The organism is Gilliamella sp. BG1, from assembly GCF_046635625.1.
Taxonomy (GTDB): domain Bacteria; phylum Pseudomonadota; class Gammaproteobacteria; order Enterobacterales; family Orbaceae; genus Gilliamella; species Gilliamella bombi.
Genome location: NZ_JBIDFG010000001.1, coordinates 92,408 through 107,951, shown reverse-complemented (window position 1 = coordinate 107,951; position 15,544 = coordinate 92,408). Strand labels below are relative to the sequence as shown.

The window sequence follows — 15,544 nt, the reverse complement described above, 5'->3', positions numbered from 1 at the left end:
TGGGGGGATCTGCCGCTGATTTGCGGCAGAATAAATGAATTAAAAACTAACGGCGCCTTCTTCTGCAGAAGTTAAATTTTCTCGGATAACGGTAAATAGTTCACGCCCATAACCAAGATGTGAATCCGCTAAGTCGAAAGGATAAGGTTTACGTTTGGCTAATTCTGCTTCGTCTACTAATAATGTTATTTCGCCAGTTTGACCATTAACACGGATCATGTCGCCTTCTTGAACTTTACTGAGTAAACCGCCATCATAAGCTTCGGGGGTGACATGAATTGCGGCAGGTACTTTACCCGAAGCCCCCGATAATCGACCATCAGTTAATAGCGCAACTTTATAACCTTTATCTTGCAGAACACCTAGCGGTGTTATTAGTTTATGCAATTCTGGCATGCCAATTGCTTTTGGGCCTTGATAACGGACAACAACTACGCAGTCTTTATCTAGTTTGCCTGCTTTATATTCGGCATCTAAATCATATTGGCTATTAAAGATGACTGCTGGTGCTTCAATAATTTGATGTTCAGGTGCAACGGCTGATGTTTTCATAATTGCACGACCAAGATTTCCTGACATCACTTTTAATCCACCATGAGAATTAAATGGTCTTTTGATTGATGCAATGACGCTGTCATCTAATGATTTTGTTGGACCTTCACGGAAAGTAAGTTTGCCATTTTCTAAAATAGGTTCTTGAGTATAACGACTAAGTCCACGCCCTACTACAGTTTCAACATCTTCATGTAATAAACCACCCGATAATAATTCGCGAACCAATAAAGATGTCCCTCCAGCGGCTTGAAAATAGTTTATATCGGCTGGACCATTCGGGTAAATTCGGCAAAGTAGTGGTACTGCTGTTGATAGATCTGAAATATCATTCCAATTAATAATTATGCCTGCTGCTTTAGCCATCGCCACAATATGCATTGTTAAATTAGTTGAACCGCCAGTTGCGAGTAGTGCAACTAGACCATTGACAATCACCTTTTCATCTACCATTTTACCAATAGGCATATAGTTTCCTGATTGGTTGGTTAGGCGAGTAATTTGTTTAGCAGCAGCATTGGTTAATTCATAACGTAATGCTGTTTCAGGATGAACAAAGGCCGTCCCTGGCAAATGTAGTCCCATTAATTCAATAACCATTTGGTTACTATTTGCGGTACCATAAAAAGTACAAGTACCACTAGTGTGATAAGATGCCGATTCTGATTCAAGTAAGTCTTCACGCGAAGCTTTACCTTCTGAGTAAAGCTGGCGGATACGCACCTTTTCTTTATTAGGTAAGCCCGATGGCATTGGTCCTGCAGGTACAAAAATAGCAGGTAAGTGACCAAACGTTAATGCGCCAATAAATAGACCTGGTACAATTTTATCGCATATTCCAAGATATAGAGCACCATCAAACATATTATGTGAAAGCCCGACAGCAACCGACATTGCAATCACATCACGGCTCATTAATGATAGCTCCATTCCAGGCTCGCCTTGAGTTACACCGTCGCACATGGCAGGTACTCCACCAGCCATTTGCCCAACTGCGCCAACTTCGTGAAGTGCTTTTCGAATTTGTTCAGGATAAAACTCATACGGTTTATGAGCTGATAACATGTCATTATAAGAACTAATAATCCCTATGTTACTTTTTAAAATGTTTTTTAGATCACTTTTATCATCGCTACAACAAGCAGCAAAACCATGGGCTAAATTACTACATGGTAAACTAGATCGAGTTACTTTTTTATGCATAGCTCTTTCTATTTTTTGCAGATAAGCGGTACGAGATGCCCTAGAACGCTCAATAATACGTTGAGTTACAGCCTGAATAGTCGGATTCACATTGACCTCGTCTTATTTTTTTTCTATTTTTTTAACAATGACATATTGTGCGTATTACTTTTTCAGTATCGTGCACAACCTTTTCTAATGGTTGTTCAATATTGATGTTGTAGACATCTTTTTCATCAGTAGTTGGTTCTTCTAGAGTATCGAATTGGGATTGAAGCATCCCTGTTTTTTGGTAGTGTCCTTTACGTTTAGCTAGTCTTTCAGCGATTACATCGAAACTTCCTTTCAAATAAATAAAATGTACGTTTTTATTCTCACCGCGAATAATATCTCGATATTTTCGTTTTAATGCCGAACAGATAATAATTGAGACATCGTTAACATTACTCATAGCAAATACGGCATTACTGATTAAGCTAAGCCAAGGCATTCTATCTTCATCGTTTAAAGGTGTACCGCTCCGCATTTTTAAAATATTAGCCTTTGGATGTAAAAAATCACCATCTAAAAAAGCAGCATCCAGATTGTAAGCAACTTGTTTGGCAACAGCTGATTTACCACAACCAGATACTCCCATTAATACAAAAACTTGTTTATTTTTTTTAGTCATTATTGATCCTTCGTACATCCAACTAGTTACGGGTAACATTTTGACATGCTAACCTCTATTTGCAATATAAAAAAAGTTTATTTGTGATCTGGATCAGGTTTTACTTTTAATTATTAATAAATAGAAAATTATCTATTAGTTGAGCGTTACTATTGAAAAATAGATTCCGATCACAAAAATATAAAATCTTATTTGCTTTTCATCCAAGTTGTTATTGATACCGCTAAACAGATGCAATCTCCCGTCATACTTGCTGCAAAGCCAGCAACTTATAGTTACGCAGGAATACAATATTTAATCAGTATTTGTGAAACAGCAGCAAGCATTCACCATTTTTCTTTTGCGTTACATTTGGATCATCATAAAAATATCAGTGATATTCAAACAAAAATAGAGGCAAGAATTCGCTCGATTATGATTGATGCCTTGCATCACCCATTTGAAGAAAACATTGACATAGTTAGTAAAATGGTTGTTTTTAGTCATAAATATAATGCCAATTTTGAAGCCGAATTAGGGCGGCTTGGCGGGCAAGAAGACGATCTTATTGTCGATAACAAAGATAGTGCTTTTACAGATCCCAATGCGGCAAAAGAGTATGTCGAACGTACAGGAATAGATTCACTTGCGGTAGCTAAATTGTGTATCTTAATTTTTACTCCAAATTTTATATTTTTATCTAAAAGGGTTAATACGTCATATTAACACAACAAATTACCTTTTAAATCTATTACTTAATTGAGTAACTCATTCTATTAATGGCATAAAAAAGAGATAGCCCAGCTACTCAATAGACATCCTTCGACAATAAGTCGAGAGATAAAAAGAAACTCAAAACCTAATCAAACCTATCAAGCACATGAGGCGGTAACACTCGCTAGGAAAAGGCGAAAAAACAGCGGTAATGGTAAGCCAATAGAGTCTTCGGTATGGTGTCAAGTTGAAAAATATCTCATGCTTTATTACAGCCCAGAGCAGATTGCCGCACGTTTAAAGAAAGTCAGCGTCCAATCAATCTATAACTATCTTTATCAAAATAAAGCGCGCTATGAACAATTCAAACCTTATCTAAGGCGAAAAGGCAAAGCCTATAGGCATTGTAAGGCACCGAGTATTAAAGAAGGAGACCGCCGTTATAAACGGTCAATTAAACAACGTCCAAGTTATGTAGAAAGCCGGAAAACCCGAGGACATTGGGAGGGCGATACGATTATTAGCCGTAAAGACAAGCAAGCATTGGTGACATTAGTTGAACGCAAAACAGGGCTAGTATTAATTGGGCGCCTTAATCAACGTACCGCCTCCGAAACGAGAGATATGATAATAAAATTGCTAACGCCGTTTAAAAAAATGGTTAAAAACATCACATTTGATAATGGAACCGAATTTAATTATCATCATGCTATTGAGCATTATTTAAATACTACCGTGTACTTTACAGAGTCTTATAAAAGCTGGCAAAGAGGCACAAATGAAAACACCAATGGCTTAATACGTCAGTTTATACCTAAGTCAGCGGCCATTTCATTAGTTGACGACAAACAGATAAAGAAAATTCAATATCTATTGAACATACGCCCAAGAAAACGGCATAAGTTTAAAAGCCCTGCCGATTTTTATTCTAAGGAGTTAAGAAGAATTGCACTTCATGGTGTAATCTAGGAATTAAAGCCGAGCAGGTTGAAAAGAAACGAGTTAATCAATTATGGACGACATCTTTATCTTCTTCTGCATTAAATATTTTAAAGGAGACATTTTTTGATATTTATGGCGAAATTATAATTGCGCCAAATAAAGTTTATCCATTAGATCTTAATTTAGGTAAATTAAGCGAAAGCCATGCATGGCTTGCATTAGCACTGGCTGCTGATGGGGTAAATCAGGGACAAAAGGGGCAAATGATTGCTGCGCAAGGAAGTAATGAAATTTATATTATGCAATTATCGGATAGAACCATCCAACGTATCGAAGAAAATGATGAATTATTGATTTTCCCAACGGTTTATTTTTTTAGTCTTGTTTTTTGCCTGTATTCTATTGTTGCTTTATTGGCTGTTAATTATATTGAATTAAAGGAAATATTATCAATAATTGTTTTGAGTACTTTTTTATCGGTGATTGCAGTTTGTATTCCGCTTTATTTTAAACTACAGCGTTATCAAGAAGAGTTTGATGAAATTTGGTTTGAATCGTTTAGATGATAACTTAAAGGTAGTTTTTATAGGGGAAGTGATTTGAGTTATTGTGTGAATAGTATTTTATTGTGCACGGTTATCTAAATTTTGTGATTGGAAAAGTTGCTTTAGTGAGCATCAGCTTTATAAAGTTATTGTTGTGATACTCCAAAACAAAAGGAGGTATCAATAATAAATTTCACCCTAGGTGAAAATTCACCTAGGGGGGTAAAAAAGATGTGATGTTGTATCAAATTTTTACTTAAACGTAGGTGTTACCTGAAAGTTTTTGACAAAAATTAGTTCTTTTCTGTCTTTTTTGCTCGCTCAACAAATATCATCACGACAAAAGCAATAATCGTTAAATAGATGATGAAAGCCCCATAAGTTGCTAACATATCAATCAGTGAACGCCCTCGCATGGCAAAATCGCGGAAAAATTTAAATAACCAAACTAATGGGAAAGCATGGCTGACATAGTAAGTCCAAATTGGCATTATTCCCACAGCCATTGTTGAACCGCCCATGATAAACCCTGGAGGTACTAAGAAAATCATTCGACCAGCGCCTTCTCCTGGGTTGTTAGTTTTCCAAGACAGTAACAATCCTAGCCAACCAAATGCTAATCCTGTCATAAATATGCTCGGTACAAAAGCAAAATAGTTACCGTCAAAACGCAGTTGTCCAAATATAACAAGTATGGCTGTGATAAGCGTTAATGCTGTTGTAAAAAATAGTGCATAAGGGATTGTTTTTGCTAATAAAGGTAAGAGTCCTCTTTCTATTGTTTGTTCCCACATGCCAGTTACTTTCAAGCGGCCAATAATCATTAATGAGGTTAGGCCGTAAGTCAGTGACGAGAAAAAGTAGACAAAATATATAATCGTCGATATGGTGGACGAGCTTGCTGGATTAAACATATATCGTGTTTTAAGTTGCATTGGTGATAAAGTTGCTTCAATGCCTTCTTTACCAAGTCCTAATGCTGCAACTTTACCAACACTAAGTTCAGCCCCCAATTCTGGAATATATTCATTAAGGCTTTGTAGTACTTTGGCATTTTGTGCATCGTTTGTATCATCAGCAAAATAGCCTAGGCGTACGGTTTGATCGCCTTTTTTTAAGCTTTTTTCTAGACCTTTAGGAATATATAAAACACCTAAATTACGGTCGTGTGAAACCAATGTTATTGGATTTACTGGCGATCTTATTACTTCTGTCACTTCAATATAAGGCGATGTATTGACTTTGCTAATTAATTCAGTCGAATAATGAGAACCATCAAGATCAATAACCGCAATTTTTCCTTCAAACACAGCTCCATGACTTAATACAATTGAAAAAACAAGCGAAACAATAGCAGCTAAGCCAAGCGAAACTTTATAATAAGGTATAAAATGGCCAGACAACATGGCGTCAAGCTCTTCAAGCATGGATTTAATGATGTTTTGCATCATTTTTCAACCTCAAGTGTCATTCCAGTTAATAGTTTAGGAATTGATTCTATGTAAATTCTGACTTGATAAGAGGTTAAATCAGCTTGACCTCGTTCTCGTGTCATGCGTAAATCAGCAAATGATGGCGCAGCGGTGGCAAAACGTACTTTTCCTTTTACTTCTTTGTTAAGTGCAATTACATTTGCTGTAACCGTTGTGCCTGGTTGATAGTCATTAACCATTTTTTCATTCACATAAATGTCGATATATTTACGATCGGTTTCTAATAAGACTGCTGGCGCACCGTTTGGTACCATTTCGCCATCTTCAAACATAAGTTTTAATACTTTTCCATCTTCAGATGCTCTTAATGTTAGTCGATCATAATTAAGCTGTAGTTGTTTTAATTCAGCTTCGCCTTGCGCGAGTTGTGATTGAAGCTGTGTTAATTGATTTTGGCGGTTTAACAGTTTTTGTCGTGCAATTAAGATTGATTGTATTGTCATTCCTGTTGCATTTTTTGTTTGTTCAAATTGGCTAATTTGTTCAGGCGTCGCACCAATCATTAAGGTAGAAAGTTGGCTTTCAATTTGAATAACTTGCATTTTTGCATTAATAAAAACATTGCGAGCATTATCAAGTTGTGACTGCGAGTTTCCCCCCGATTTACGTAATTGGGTTTGGCGATCAAATTCAGTATTAGCTAGGTATCGAGCCGATTTCGCTGCTTCTAAATTGGCTTGCACTTCTTCTATTTTTCGCCAAGTTGATAATTCTGAAAGGTTGGTTTCACTTTCAGTGATTTCAATATTTTTTTGTTCTTGGTTTACTGCCGCCTTTTGGCTATCAACTAAAGCTTGCAGTCGATCGATAGCTAGTTTGGTATCGATATCTTCTAATTGCATTAAAGGATCACCTTTTTTTACTATTTGTGATTCTTCTACAAATCGCTTGGTGACTTTTCCGCCGACATTTTGAAAGGCAATATTAATCTCATCGGCAGTTAATACACCAGATTTGATGCTTTTGGCAACCGAGACCGCATCATTTCTTGAACCTAAAAAGATTAAAAATGAGCCAAAGATTAGCAGGAGTAAAAAGATAACAGGAATTTTGACATTTTTTTTCATATATAGCTTATTTTCCATTTATTTAGTCAGCTAACTATTTAAGTGAAATGAAGAACTTTAATGATTAAAGTCCGTTATTTTCGTAATAATTTACGTAACATCAATATTAAAGACTCTTGTTCTTGCGAATTGAGTACTTGTGCAAAAGCGCGAATTGATTTTAGGTGATTGGGTAATGCATTTTGAATCAGCTTTTCGCCTGTATGTGTTAAAGTGATTAATCGAGAACGACCATCATCACCACTTTTTGACATCGAGATTAAAGGCTCTGGCGCTGCCAGCATTCGTTTAACCATTACTGATACTGTCGCAGGTGTGACACCAATGCGTAAAGCAAGATCACTGGCACAGGTTTCACCTTCTGAAAACAATGACATCAATAAGGCAAACTTACCTTCAGAAACGCCGTAATCTTTATCTAATTGCGCATAGATATTAGCACGAATTAGATCGGCCGTTGTTATTAAGCTCAAAACCAGATCAACACCAGAAACATCAACGATGTCATCGTTAAATCTTTGCGCTCGAGCTAAGGTTTCACGTGAAGGCAGCTTTCTTGAATTGTAATTCAATTTTTATTACTCAATTTATTTAGTCGGCTAATTATACTGGTTTAGTTAAAATTGGCAATTATTTTAAGTGCGTTTTAGCAAGTTGATATTTAAATACTACTAAAGTAGTAATCCTTGAGGGTAATTATATTCTATGCACAGTTTCATACAATGTTATTAAATTAAAATTTTTTAGCAATTTAATTAAATTAAAATTGGAGTTATGTATGAGTAAAACCAACCTCGTTATTATTGGTAATGGGATGGTTGGGCATCGTTTTATTGAAGAGTTAATTGATAAAATGCAGCCCAATCAATTCAATATTACTATTTTTTGTGAAGAACCTCGTCTTGCCTATGATCGGGTACATCTTTCTTCTTATTTTTCTGGTCACACAGCAGAAGCGCTTTCTCTAGTTCGCGAAGGTTTATACGAAGAGAATAATATTAAAGTCTTACTTAATGAACGGGCTATTTTAATTAATCGTCAGCGTAAGGAGATTCATTCTCAACAAGGGCGAATTGTTGCTTATGATAAATTGATTATTGCGACAGGATCTTATCCTTGGGTACCACCGATTAAAGGTGCTAATGGTTCGGATTGTTTTGTTTATCGTACGATTGAAGATCTTGATGCTATTCAGGAATGTGCAAAGCGTTGTCAAAAAGGCGCTGTTGTAGGTGGTGGATTGCTTGGACTTGAGGCTGCTGGAGCTTTAAAAAACTTAGGTATGGAAACGCATGTGGTTGAGTTTGCTCCAGTGCTTATGGCCGAACAGTTGGATGTTCAGGGTGGAGAACAACTGCGTCGTAAAATTGAGGAGATGGGGGTAGGTGTTCACACCAGTAAAAATACTCAAGAAATTATTCATACACCTGCTGGGAAAATCATGCAATTTGCGGATGGCTCTGCACTTGAAGTCGATTTTATTGTTTTTTCAACTGGCATTAGAGCAAATGATAAATTAGCTCAAGAATGCGAGTTAGAAATCGGTCCTCGTGGGGGAATTGTTATTAATGATTATTGCCAAACTTCGGATCCTGATATTTATGCTATTGGTGAATGTGCTTGTTGGCAAAACAAGGTTTTTGGTTTAGTTGCACCGGGCTACAAAATGGCTCAGATAGCCTTAGCGCATTTAATGGGACAAACAGATAAATTTGAAGGCGCCGATATGAGCGCTAAGCTAAAGCTGATGGGAGTCGATGTCGGTAGCATTGGCGATGCTAAAGCAAAAACAATAGGGTGTCATAGTTATGTTTATTTAGATGAAACAACGCCAGTTTATAAAAAATTGGTTGTTTCGAATGATAATAAAAAACTCTTGGGTGCGGTATTGGTTGGCGATACGTCAGATTATAGTAATTTATTGCAATTAATGCTTAATGATATGGATCTACCTGAACATCCAGATACGTTGATACTGCCTGCACATGCAGGAGCAAAACCAGCTATGGGTGTTGATGCGCTTCCCGATTCAGCACAGATTTGCTCTTGTTTTGATGTGACTAAAGAAAAAATTGTTAATGCCATTAATGCTGGTTGTCATACGGTTGCAACAATAAAAGCTGAAACTAAAGCTGGGACTGGGTGTGGAGGCTGCATTCCACTTGTTACACAAATTCTTAATTTAGAGTTAGCTAAACAAGGCATTGAGGTCAGCCATGCATTATGCGGACATTTTAAATACTCTCGTCAGGAGTTATATCATCTTATCCGTGTTGAGGGCCTAACGTCTTTTGAGCAAGTGATTAAAAAACATGGTAAAGGTTATGGCTGTGAAATTTGTAAACCTACCGTCGGATCTTTATTAGCTTCATGTTGGAATGATTATATTCTTAAAGATAATTTGATTCCTCTACAAGATAGTAATGATATTTTCTTAGGTAATATTCAAAAAAATGGTACTTATTCGATAATTCCGCGTAGTGCTGGTGGTGAAATTACTCCAGAAGGATTAATTGCTGTTGGTCAAATAGCTAAAAAATATCAGCTCTATTCTAAAATTACTGGTTCACAGCGCATTGGCTTATTTGGAGCACAAAAAGACGATCTTCCTGCTATTTGGAAGGAGCTTATTGAGGCTGGTTTTGAGAGTGGTCATGCTTATGCCAAAGCATTGAGAATGGCAAAAACCTGTGTAGGTAGTACTTGGTGTCGATTCGGTGTCGGAGATAGTGTTGGTTTGGGCGTTGAGCTAGAAAACCGTTATAAAGGCATTCGTGCACCACATAAATTTAAACTAGGCGTATCAGGTTGTACGCGTGAATGTGCCGAAGCTCAAGGTAAAGATATTGGTGTTATTGCTACTGAAAAGGGATGGAATCTTTATGTGTGTGGTAATGGTGGTATGAAGCCTCGTCATGCTGATTTACTTGCTGCTGATCTCGATAAAAATACACTAATTCGATATATTGATCGTTTCCTTATGTTTTATATTCGTACCGCAGATAAATTACAACGGACGTCAGTCTGGCTTGAAAATTTAGATGGCGGTATTGATTATTTACGTAGTGTTATTATTGACGATAAATTAGGCATAAATGCTGAGTTAGAAAGTGAAATGACACGCTTACGTAAATTAATGGTATGTGAATGGAAGGAAGCTGTTGAAAATACAGAAGGTCAAATTCGATTTTCTCATTTTATTAATAGTAACAAACGTGATGAGAATGTCCAAATCGTACCTGAGCGTGATCAGCATCGCCCAGCAACAGCAGAAGAACGTAAAGTAATGTTAGGGGAATAATATGAGTCAATGGATAACTATTTGTAAACTTGATGAGATTTTACCTGGCACAGGAGTTTGTGCACTTGTTGGTAATGATCATGTGGCTATTTTTCGCCCTTATAATAATGCTGAGCTTTATGCGATTAGTAATATTGATCCATTTGCTAAGGCAAGTGTTTTATCCCGAGGCATTATAGCAGAACATGAAAATGAGTTATGGGTGGCAAGTCCGCTTAAAAAGCAACGCTTTCGTTTAAAAGATGGTTATTGTTTTGAAGATGAACAATATTCAATCCCTCATTATGAAGTAGATGTTAATGACGATGGGATCGTACAAGTAAAGTCGCGCTAAATGTATTTTTAAAAGGATAAATTAATTATGTATACAGAGACAATTAATAAATGTGCAGCAAATGCTGCGCGTATTGTTCGTTTGGCAAAAACGAACCCATTTGGTTTTTGGCTAAGTTCTGCTATGGCTGGGGCTTATGTAGGAATAGGTATTATTTTGATTTTTACTTTAGGAAACCTTGTTGAACCATCAATAAGACCTTTACTTATGGGAGCAACGTTTGGTATTGCTTTAACATTGGTTGTAATTGCAGGCTCTGAATTATTTACAGGGCATACCATGTTTTTAACCCTAGGAGTAAAATGCAAAAAAATTACTAATACTCAAATGTGGACAGTATTGCCACAAACATGGTTAGGAAATTTATTAGGCTCAATTTTTGTTGCTGCATTGTATTTTTATGCTGCAACACCCCTATTATCGACGGATACTAGTTTGGTTCATGCAGCGGCTTTAGCAAAAACATCTGCTTCAGCTTCGGCATTATTTTTTAGGGGTATTTTATGTAACTGGTTAGTTTGTTTAGCGATTTGGATGGCTAATCGAGTTGAAGGTTCGGCAAAGTTTATCGCTATTTGGTGGTGTTTGTTAGCATTTATTGCTTGTGGTTATGAACACTCCGTTGCGAACATGACACTTTTTTCACTTTCGTGGTTTGGTCATCATAGCGATGCTTACACATTAGCTGGAATTGGTCATAATCTATTATGGGTTTCATTAGGAAATCTTGTTTCTGGTGCATTATTTATGGGACTGGGATACTGGTATTCAACCCCCAAAGAAGATCGACCTTAATAGCTGTTTAATTTAGTAAGTGTGGTTAAAATAACCAATATAAGGGGGAAAGCATGGTAAGCAATCCCCCAAAGACGTTAAATTAATTAGGATTATATTTGGTTTTAATCATAATTAGTGATAAAAAAATAACGAAGCAATTAACAATAGGATAATTAATAAATTTCTATTATTAGAGGTTAGTTGTTAATAAATTTTTAAACAGATAATGTTTTATTTTGAGGTGTTATGGATTATTTCCCCTTATTTTGTAAGCTAGAAAACCGTGATTGCTTATTAGTCGGTGGCGGTGAAGTTGCTGAACGTAAAGCTCGATTATTACTTGAAGCTGGTGCCCGCTTAACTGTCAATGCGCATGAATTTAACGAGCAATTCATATGCTGGAATGAACAAAAACAACTAGTTTTAGTTCAAGGGGAGTTTAATGCTGAATTACTGGATGATAAATGGTTAGTTATTGCGGCAACAGACTGTCAGGAAACTAATCAAAGAGTGAGTATTGAGACGGAAAAAAGGCGTATTTTTTGTAATGTGGTTGATTCTCCAAAAGATGCGAGTTTTATTATGCCCTCAATTATTGATCGTTCCCCTATTATGGTTGCTGTCTCTTCAGAAGGGCATGCTCCTGTTTTGGCTCGATTATTGCGTGAAAAACTAGAGTCCATTTTACCTCAACATTTAGGCAAATTAGCTAAATATGCCGGTTATTTACGTAATAAAGTTAAAACAACCTATCAAACAGTGACGGAACGTCGTCGTTTTTGGGAAAGGCTATTTTCTCATGATAGGTTAGCTCAAGCGATTGCTAATAGCGATTCAGATCATGTTGAAAAACTCACCAATGAGCTATTTGATACATCACTTGATTCCCGTGGTGAGGTTGTGTTAGTTGGTGCTGGCCCAGGTGATGCGGGCTTGTTGACTTTAAAGGGATTACAGCAAATCCAACAAGCAGATATTATTGTCTATGATAGATTAGTATCGGATGAAATTATGAATCTAACTCGTCGCGATGCTCAACGTATTTTTGTTGGTAAACGAGCAGGTTTTCATTGTGTACCTCAAGAACAAATAAATCAGATTCTTTTACAACAAGCTAAAAAAGGTAAGCGTGTTGTACGTTTAAAAGGTGGAGATCCTTTTATTTTTGGTCGAGGTGGTGAAGAGCTCGAAACATTATTTAACGCCGATATTCCATTTTCTGTAGTACCAGGAATTACAGCAGCTTCAGGTTGTTCTGCATATAGTGGGATCCCATTAACGCATCGAGATTATGCTCATAGCGTACGTTTAATTACTGGTCATTTGAAAGATGGTAGTCACCTTGACTGGAAGAGTTTAGCCGCTGAAAAGCAAACATTAGTTTTTTATATGGGATTATCTCAAGCCAGTAACATCGAAAAACAATTAATTAAATACGGTATGAATGCAAATACGCCAATTGTAATTGTTGAAGAAGGCACAACAACGAAACAAAAAGTAATATCGGGCCAGTTATGCGATTTAGCACAATTATCTTTGCAAGCCTGTAGTCCTAGTTTAATTATTATTGGGCCTGTTGTTGCATTACGGGAAAAACTAAATTGGTTTTCTGAGTGTTAGTGGGTGCTAAAGGTTTGATCTGTCCATGTTTTAATGGAGCCTTTTTAATGTGTAATAGAGTTTAATATAAGCATAAAATACGATTAACACTTCATAGTATAATGTGACTCTAAGCCTAGGGAGATCGCAAATACGCACTATTGCAGTTAGATAGTAAAAGCGCTTTTTTCTAAAATAAAGAACAAAATTCGCTACTAACAAAATGAAACACCGTCCAGTAAGTGTTTCATTTTAATTTAAAACGAAAAAATAAAATCAATTATCTATCTGAGGATTTTTTATAAAAACTTTCTTGTTTTGGCGGTGTTATTTTAGGAAAGCGTTACTGTTTTAATTGTTCAATAAGAAGATACGTTATAAAAATCACTTTGCTCATAGTCAAAAAATAAAGCCTATGCTAGACTGAACCAAACTCTGAAGCTTTTTTTCCTAAGTGATATTTTCATATGGTGGATTAGCCGCGGTATAACGCAGAAATGGTTATGCTTCCCGATTTGGATAAGGTGTTTAATGTATATATGCAATTAGTTGATAATTATCAGCGTCGATTTCAATATCTACGTTTGTCGATTACCGAGCTGTGTAATTTTCAGTGTCAGTACTGTTTACCAAGTGGTTATCAGCCTAACAAGGAACATAAATTTTTGTCGCTCAGTGAGATTAATCATGTTGTGGCAACATTTACTGAACTTGGTGTGCGTAAAATTCGGTTAACGGGTGGTGAACCCACTTTGCGTCGCGATTTTATTGATATCTTATCGCTCATATCTTCCTATCCCAGCGTGAAAGAACTCGCTATTACGACCAATGGTTCGCGTTTATTAAAAAATATTCACCATTGGCATCAAGCTGGTTTAAATGCGATTAATATTAGTATTGATAGTTTTACTCCCCATTTATTTAAATTAATTACTGGTCAAGATAAGCTTAAAGAATTACTGCAGTGTGTTGATAAATCGTTAGAAGTAGGTATAAAAAAAGTCAAAATTAACACTGTTTTGATGAAAAATATGAATGATAATTTAAATGATTATTTGTTATGGATTAAAGATATTCCAGTAGAGTTGCGCTTTATTGAACTTATGGAAACAGGCGAAAGCAACGATACATTCAATCGTTATCACTTGTCTGGTAGTTTTATTGAAACACAATTAATTGCGCAGGGGTGGGAGTTACAACCCAAAAAACCATTATCAGGTCCTGCTAAGATTTATGTGCACAGCGACTATCAAGGAAAAATTGGTTTGATTATGCCCTATTCAAAAGATTTTTGTAAAAGTTGCAATCGATTACGTGTATCATCTATCGGTAAATTACATTACTGCCTATTTGGTGATGCGGCGGTTGATTTACGTGATTTGTTGGAAAGCTCAGAACAGAAACAACAATTAAAAGCAAGAATTCTTGCTTCATTAATGATTAAACCAGAAAAGCATTTGTTACATAATCATCGTGTAGGGCTCACCCCTAATTTATCTTATATCGGTGGATAATTGGCTGTTTTGTTTTGGGACATTGTCAATTTGCCAATGTTGTATAGCCCAATCTAGTAACTGTTTTTGAGTGGCGTCTTGCCAATCTTCTGGCACATATTGTCCTAGAAACTGTAAAGCCTGGACGGTTAACGCTTTAAAATTGTTTAAATCAATCGGGCTAGCATGATTTTGTTTTGATAGTTTATTGCCATTTTTATCTAATACTAGTGGTAAATGGCTGTAACCTGGCACAGAAAAACCAAGCAGTTGATATAGTGAGATTTGTTTTGCAGTAACAGGTAAAAGATCCGCGCCACGAACAATTTCGGTAATTCCTTGTTCATGATCGTCTAAAACTACCACTAAGTTATAGGCAAATAAGCCGTCTTTGCGGTGAATAATAAAATCTTCTTGCGCACTTGCTTTTTCAACTGTTTGTAAGCCACGAATCTGATCTTTAAATTGAAAAATAGGATGATTTTGTTTTAAACGTATAGCAACTTGTTGCTTATTATTGATAGATAAATGTCGTTCACGACAAAAGTTATCGTAAATACCATTTGTTAGGTTTTGAATTCGTTGTCTAGTACAGTCACAATAATAGGCTTGTTGTTTATCTATTAGTGTTTTTAAAACAGTGCGGTAACGCTCACTGCAAGATGATTGATACAAGACTGTATCATCCCAATATAAATTAAGCGCTTCAAGCGTTTTTAATATAAGTGATGATGCCCCTTTGACTTCTCGTGGTGGGTCGATATCTTCGATACGGACAAGCCATTTACCACGACAAGATTTAGCTTGGAGATAACTACCAAGAGCCGTTACCAACGAACCGAAATGTAATGGTCCAGATGGCGAAGGGGCAAAACGACCGATATAATGCATAGGTC

Annotated in this window: 12 protein-coding genes, 2 pseudogenes and 1 riboswitch; of the genes and pseudogenes, 8 read left to right on the top strand and 6 right to left on the bottom strand. The window is 36.4% G+C overall.

The window, feature by feature from the left end:
• Window positions 1-39 precede the first annotated feature (39 nt).
• Both edd and gntK read right to left on the bottom strand, forming a co-directional pair.
• Complete coding sequence (edd, locus tag ACGH80_RS00465) at window positions 40-1,845, bottom strand: phosphogluconate dehydratase (RefSeq protein WP_411630376.1); 1,806 nt, start codon at window positions 1,843-1,845, stop codon at window positions 40-42.
• A 31-nt stretch (window positions 1,846-1,876) separates the two neighbouring features.
• Window positions 1,877-2,404 carry a gluconokinase gene (gntK, locus tag ACGH80_RS00460; protein WP_065589962.1) on the bottom strand — a complete coding sequence of 176 codons (528 nt, stop codon included), beginning with the start codon at window positions 2,402-2,404 and terminating at the stop codon, window positions 1,877-1,879.
• 201 nt (window positions 2,405-2,605) lie between these two features.
• Between gntK and ACGH80_RS00455 the strand changes: the two are divergent.
• From ACGH80_RS00455 to ACGH80_RS00445, 3 genes and pseudogenes are all read left to right on the top strand, one after another.
• Window positions 2,606-3,040: pseudogene (locus tag ACGH80_RS00455) on the top strand (class II fructose-bisphosphate aldolase); the annotation flags it as partial.
• 135 nt (window positions 3,041-3,175) lie between these two features.
• Window positions 3,176-4,066, top strand: a pseudogene (locus tag ACGH80_RS00450) (IS30 family transposase); the annotation flags it as partial.
• Between the two features lie 236 nt (window positions 4,067-4,302).
• Window positions 4,303-4,605 (top strand): hypothetical protein, encoded by a 303-nt coding sequence (locus ACGH80_RS00445; protein ID WP_034910350.1) that lies wholly within the window; start codon window positions 4,303-4,305, stop codon window positions 4,603-4,605.
• Window positions 4,606-4,877: 272 nt separating this feature from the next.
• Here ACGH80_RS00445 and ACGH80_RS00440 read toward each other — a convergent pair whose 3' ends face one another.
• The 3 genes from ACGH80_RS00440 to ACGH80_RS00430 all read right to left on the bottom strand — a co-directional run bounded on the left by ACGH80_RS00440 (window position 4,878) and on the right by ACGH80_RS00430 (window position 7,716).
• Window positions 4,878-6,035, bottom strand: a complete 1,158-nt coding sequence (locus ACGH80_RS00440) for an ABC transporter permease (protein WP_218055832.1) — start codon at window positions 6,033-6,035, stop codon at window positions 4,878-4,880.
• A complete protein-coding gene (locus ACGH80_RS00435; protein ID WP_411578224.1) occupies window positions 6,032-7,144 on the bottom strand; it encodes an HlyD family secretion protein in 1,113 nt (370 codons plus the stop codon). Before ACGH80_RS00435 ends, ACGH80_RS00440 begins: the two co-directional genes overlap by 4 nt.
• 74 nt (window positions 7,145-7,218) lie before the next feature.
• Window positions 7,219-7,716 (bottom strand): MarR family winged helix-turn-helix transcriptional regulator, encoded by a 498-nt coding sequence (locus tag ACGH80_RS00430; RefSeq protein WP_085164529.1) that lies wholly within the window; start codon window positions 7,714-7,716, stop codon window positions 7,219-7,221.
• A 206-nt stretch (window positions 7,717-7,922) separates the two neighbouring features.
• Here ACGH80_RS00430 and nirB point away from each other — a divergent pair, with 206 nt between their 5' ends.
• From nirB to moaA, 5 genes are all read left to right on the top strand, one after another.
• A complete protein-coding gene (gene nirB / locus ACGH80_RS00425) occupies window positions 7,923-10,445 on the top strand; it encodes a nitrite reductase large subunit NirB (RefSeq protein WP_411630375.1) in 2,523 nt (840 codons plus the stop codon).
• A gap of 1 nt (window position 10,446) precedes the next feature.
• On the top strand, window positions 10,447-10,779 hold the full coding sequence (gene nirD / locus ACGH80_RS00420) for a nitrite reductase small subunit NirD (protein ID WP_065589658.1): 333 nt from the start codon (window positions 10,447-10,449) through the stop codon (window positions 10,777-10,779).
• Between the two features lie 27 nt (window positions 10,780-10,806).
• Window positions 10,807-11,574, top strand: a complete 768-nt coding sequence (gene nirC / locus ACGH80_RS00415; protein ID WP_411630374.1) for a nitrite transporter NirC — start codon at window positions 10,807-10,809, stop codon at window positions 11,572-11,574.
• 228 nt (window positions 11,575-11,802) lie between these two features.
• Window positions 11,803-13,176, top strand: a complete 1,374-nt coding sequence (gene cysG, locus ACGH80_RS00410) for a siroheme synthase CysG (RefSeq protein WP_065609364.1) — start codon at window positions 11,803-11,805, stop codon at window positions 13,174-13,176.
• Between the two features lie 400 nt (window positions 13,177-13,576).
• Window positions 13,577-13,698: riboswitch (molybdenum cofactor riboswitch) on the top strand.
• Complete coding sequence (gene moaA / locus ACGH80_RS00405; protein WP_174798852.1) at window positions 13,695-14,669, top strand: GTP 3',8-cyclase MoaA; 975 nt, start codon at window positions 13,695-13,697, stop codon at window positions 14,667-14,669. Its footprint overlaps the riboswitch before it by 4 nt.
• On the opposite strand, the gene gluQRS is transcribed toward moaA, so the two are convergent.
• Entirely contained in the window at window positions 14,649-15,539 is an 891-nt protein-coding gene (gene gluQRS, locus ACGH80_RS00400) for a tRNA glutamyl-Q(34) synthetase GluQRS (RefSeq protein WP_174798853.1), read from the bottom strand. The genes moaA and gluQRS overlap by 21 nt on opposite strands.
• Window positions 15,540-15,544 lie beyond the last annotated feature (5 nt).

Bases quoted from the DNA above. Each gene is read 5' to 3' on its own strand.
- moaA (WP_174798852.1), top strand. From the start codon at position 13,695: ATGCAATTAGTTGATAATTATCAGCGTCGATTTCAATATCTACGTTTG.
- gluQRS (WP_174798853.1), bottom strand. From the start codon at position 15,539: ATGCATTATATCGGTCGTTTTGCCCCTTCGCCATCTGGACCATTACAT.
- nirC (WP_411630374.1), top strand. From the start codon at position 10,807: ATGTATACAGAGACAATTAATAAATGTGCAGCAAATGCTGCGCGTATT.
- ACGH80_RS00440 (WP_218055832.1), bottom strand. From the start codon at position 6,035: ATGATGCAAAACATCATTAAATCCATGCTTGAAGAGCTTGACGCCATG.
- gntK (WP_065589962.1), bottom strand. From the start codon at position 2,404: ATGACTAAAAAAAATAAACAAGTTTTTGTATTAATGGGAGTATCTGGT.
- nirD (WP_065589658.1), top strand. From the start codon at position 10,447: ATGAGTCAATGGATAACTATTTGTAAACTTGATGAGATTTTACCTGGC.
- cysG (WP_065609364.1), top strand. From the start codon at position 11,803: ATGGATTATTTCCCCTTATTTTGTAAGCTAGAAAACCGTGATTGCTTA.
- nirB (WP_411630375.1), top strand. From the start codon at position 7,923: ATGAGTAAAACCAACCTCGTTATTATTGGTAATGGGATGGTTGGGCAT.
- ACGH80_RS00435 (WP_411578224.1), bottom strand. From the start codon at position 7,144: ATGAAAAAAAATGTCAAAATTCCTGTTATCTTTTTACTCCTGCTAATC.
- ACGH80_RS00445 (WP_034910350.1), top strand. From the start codon at position 4,303: ATGATTGCTGCGCAAGGAAGTAATGAAATTTATATTATGCAATTATCG.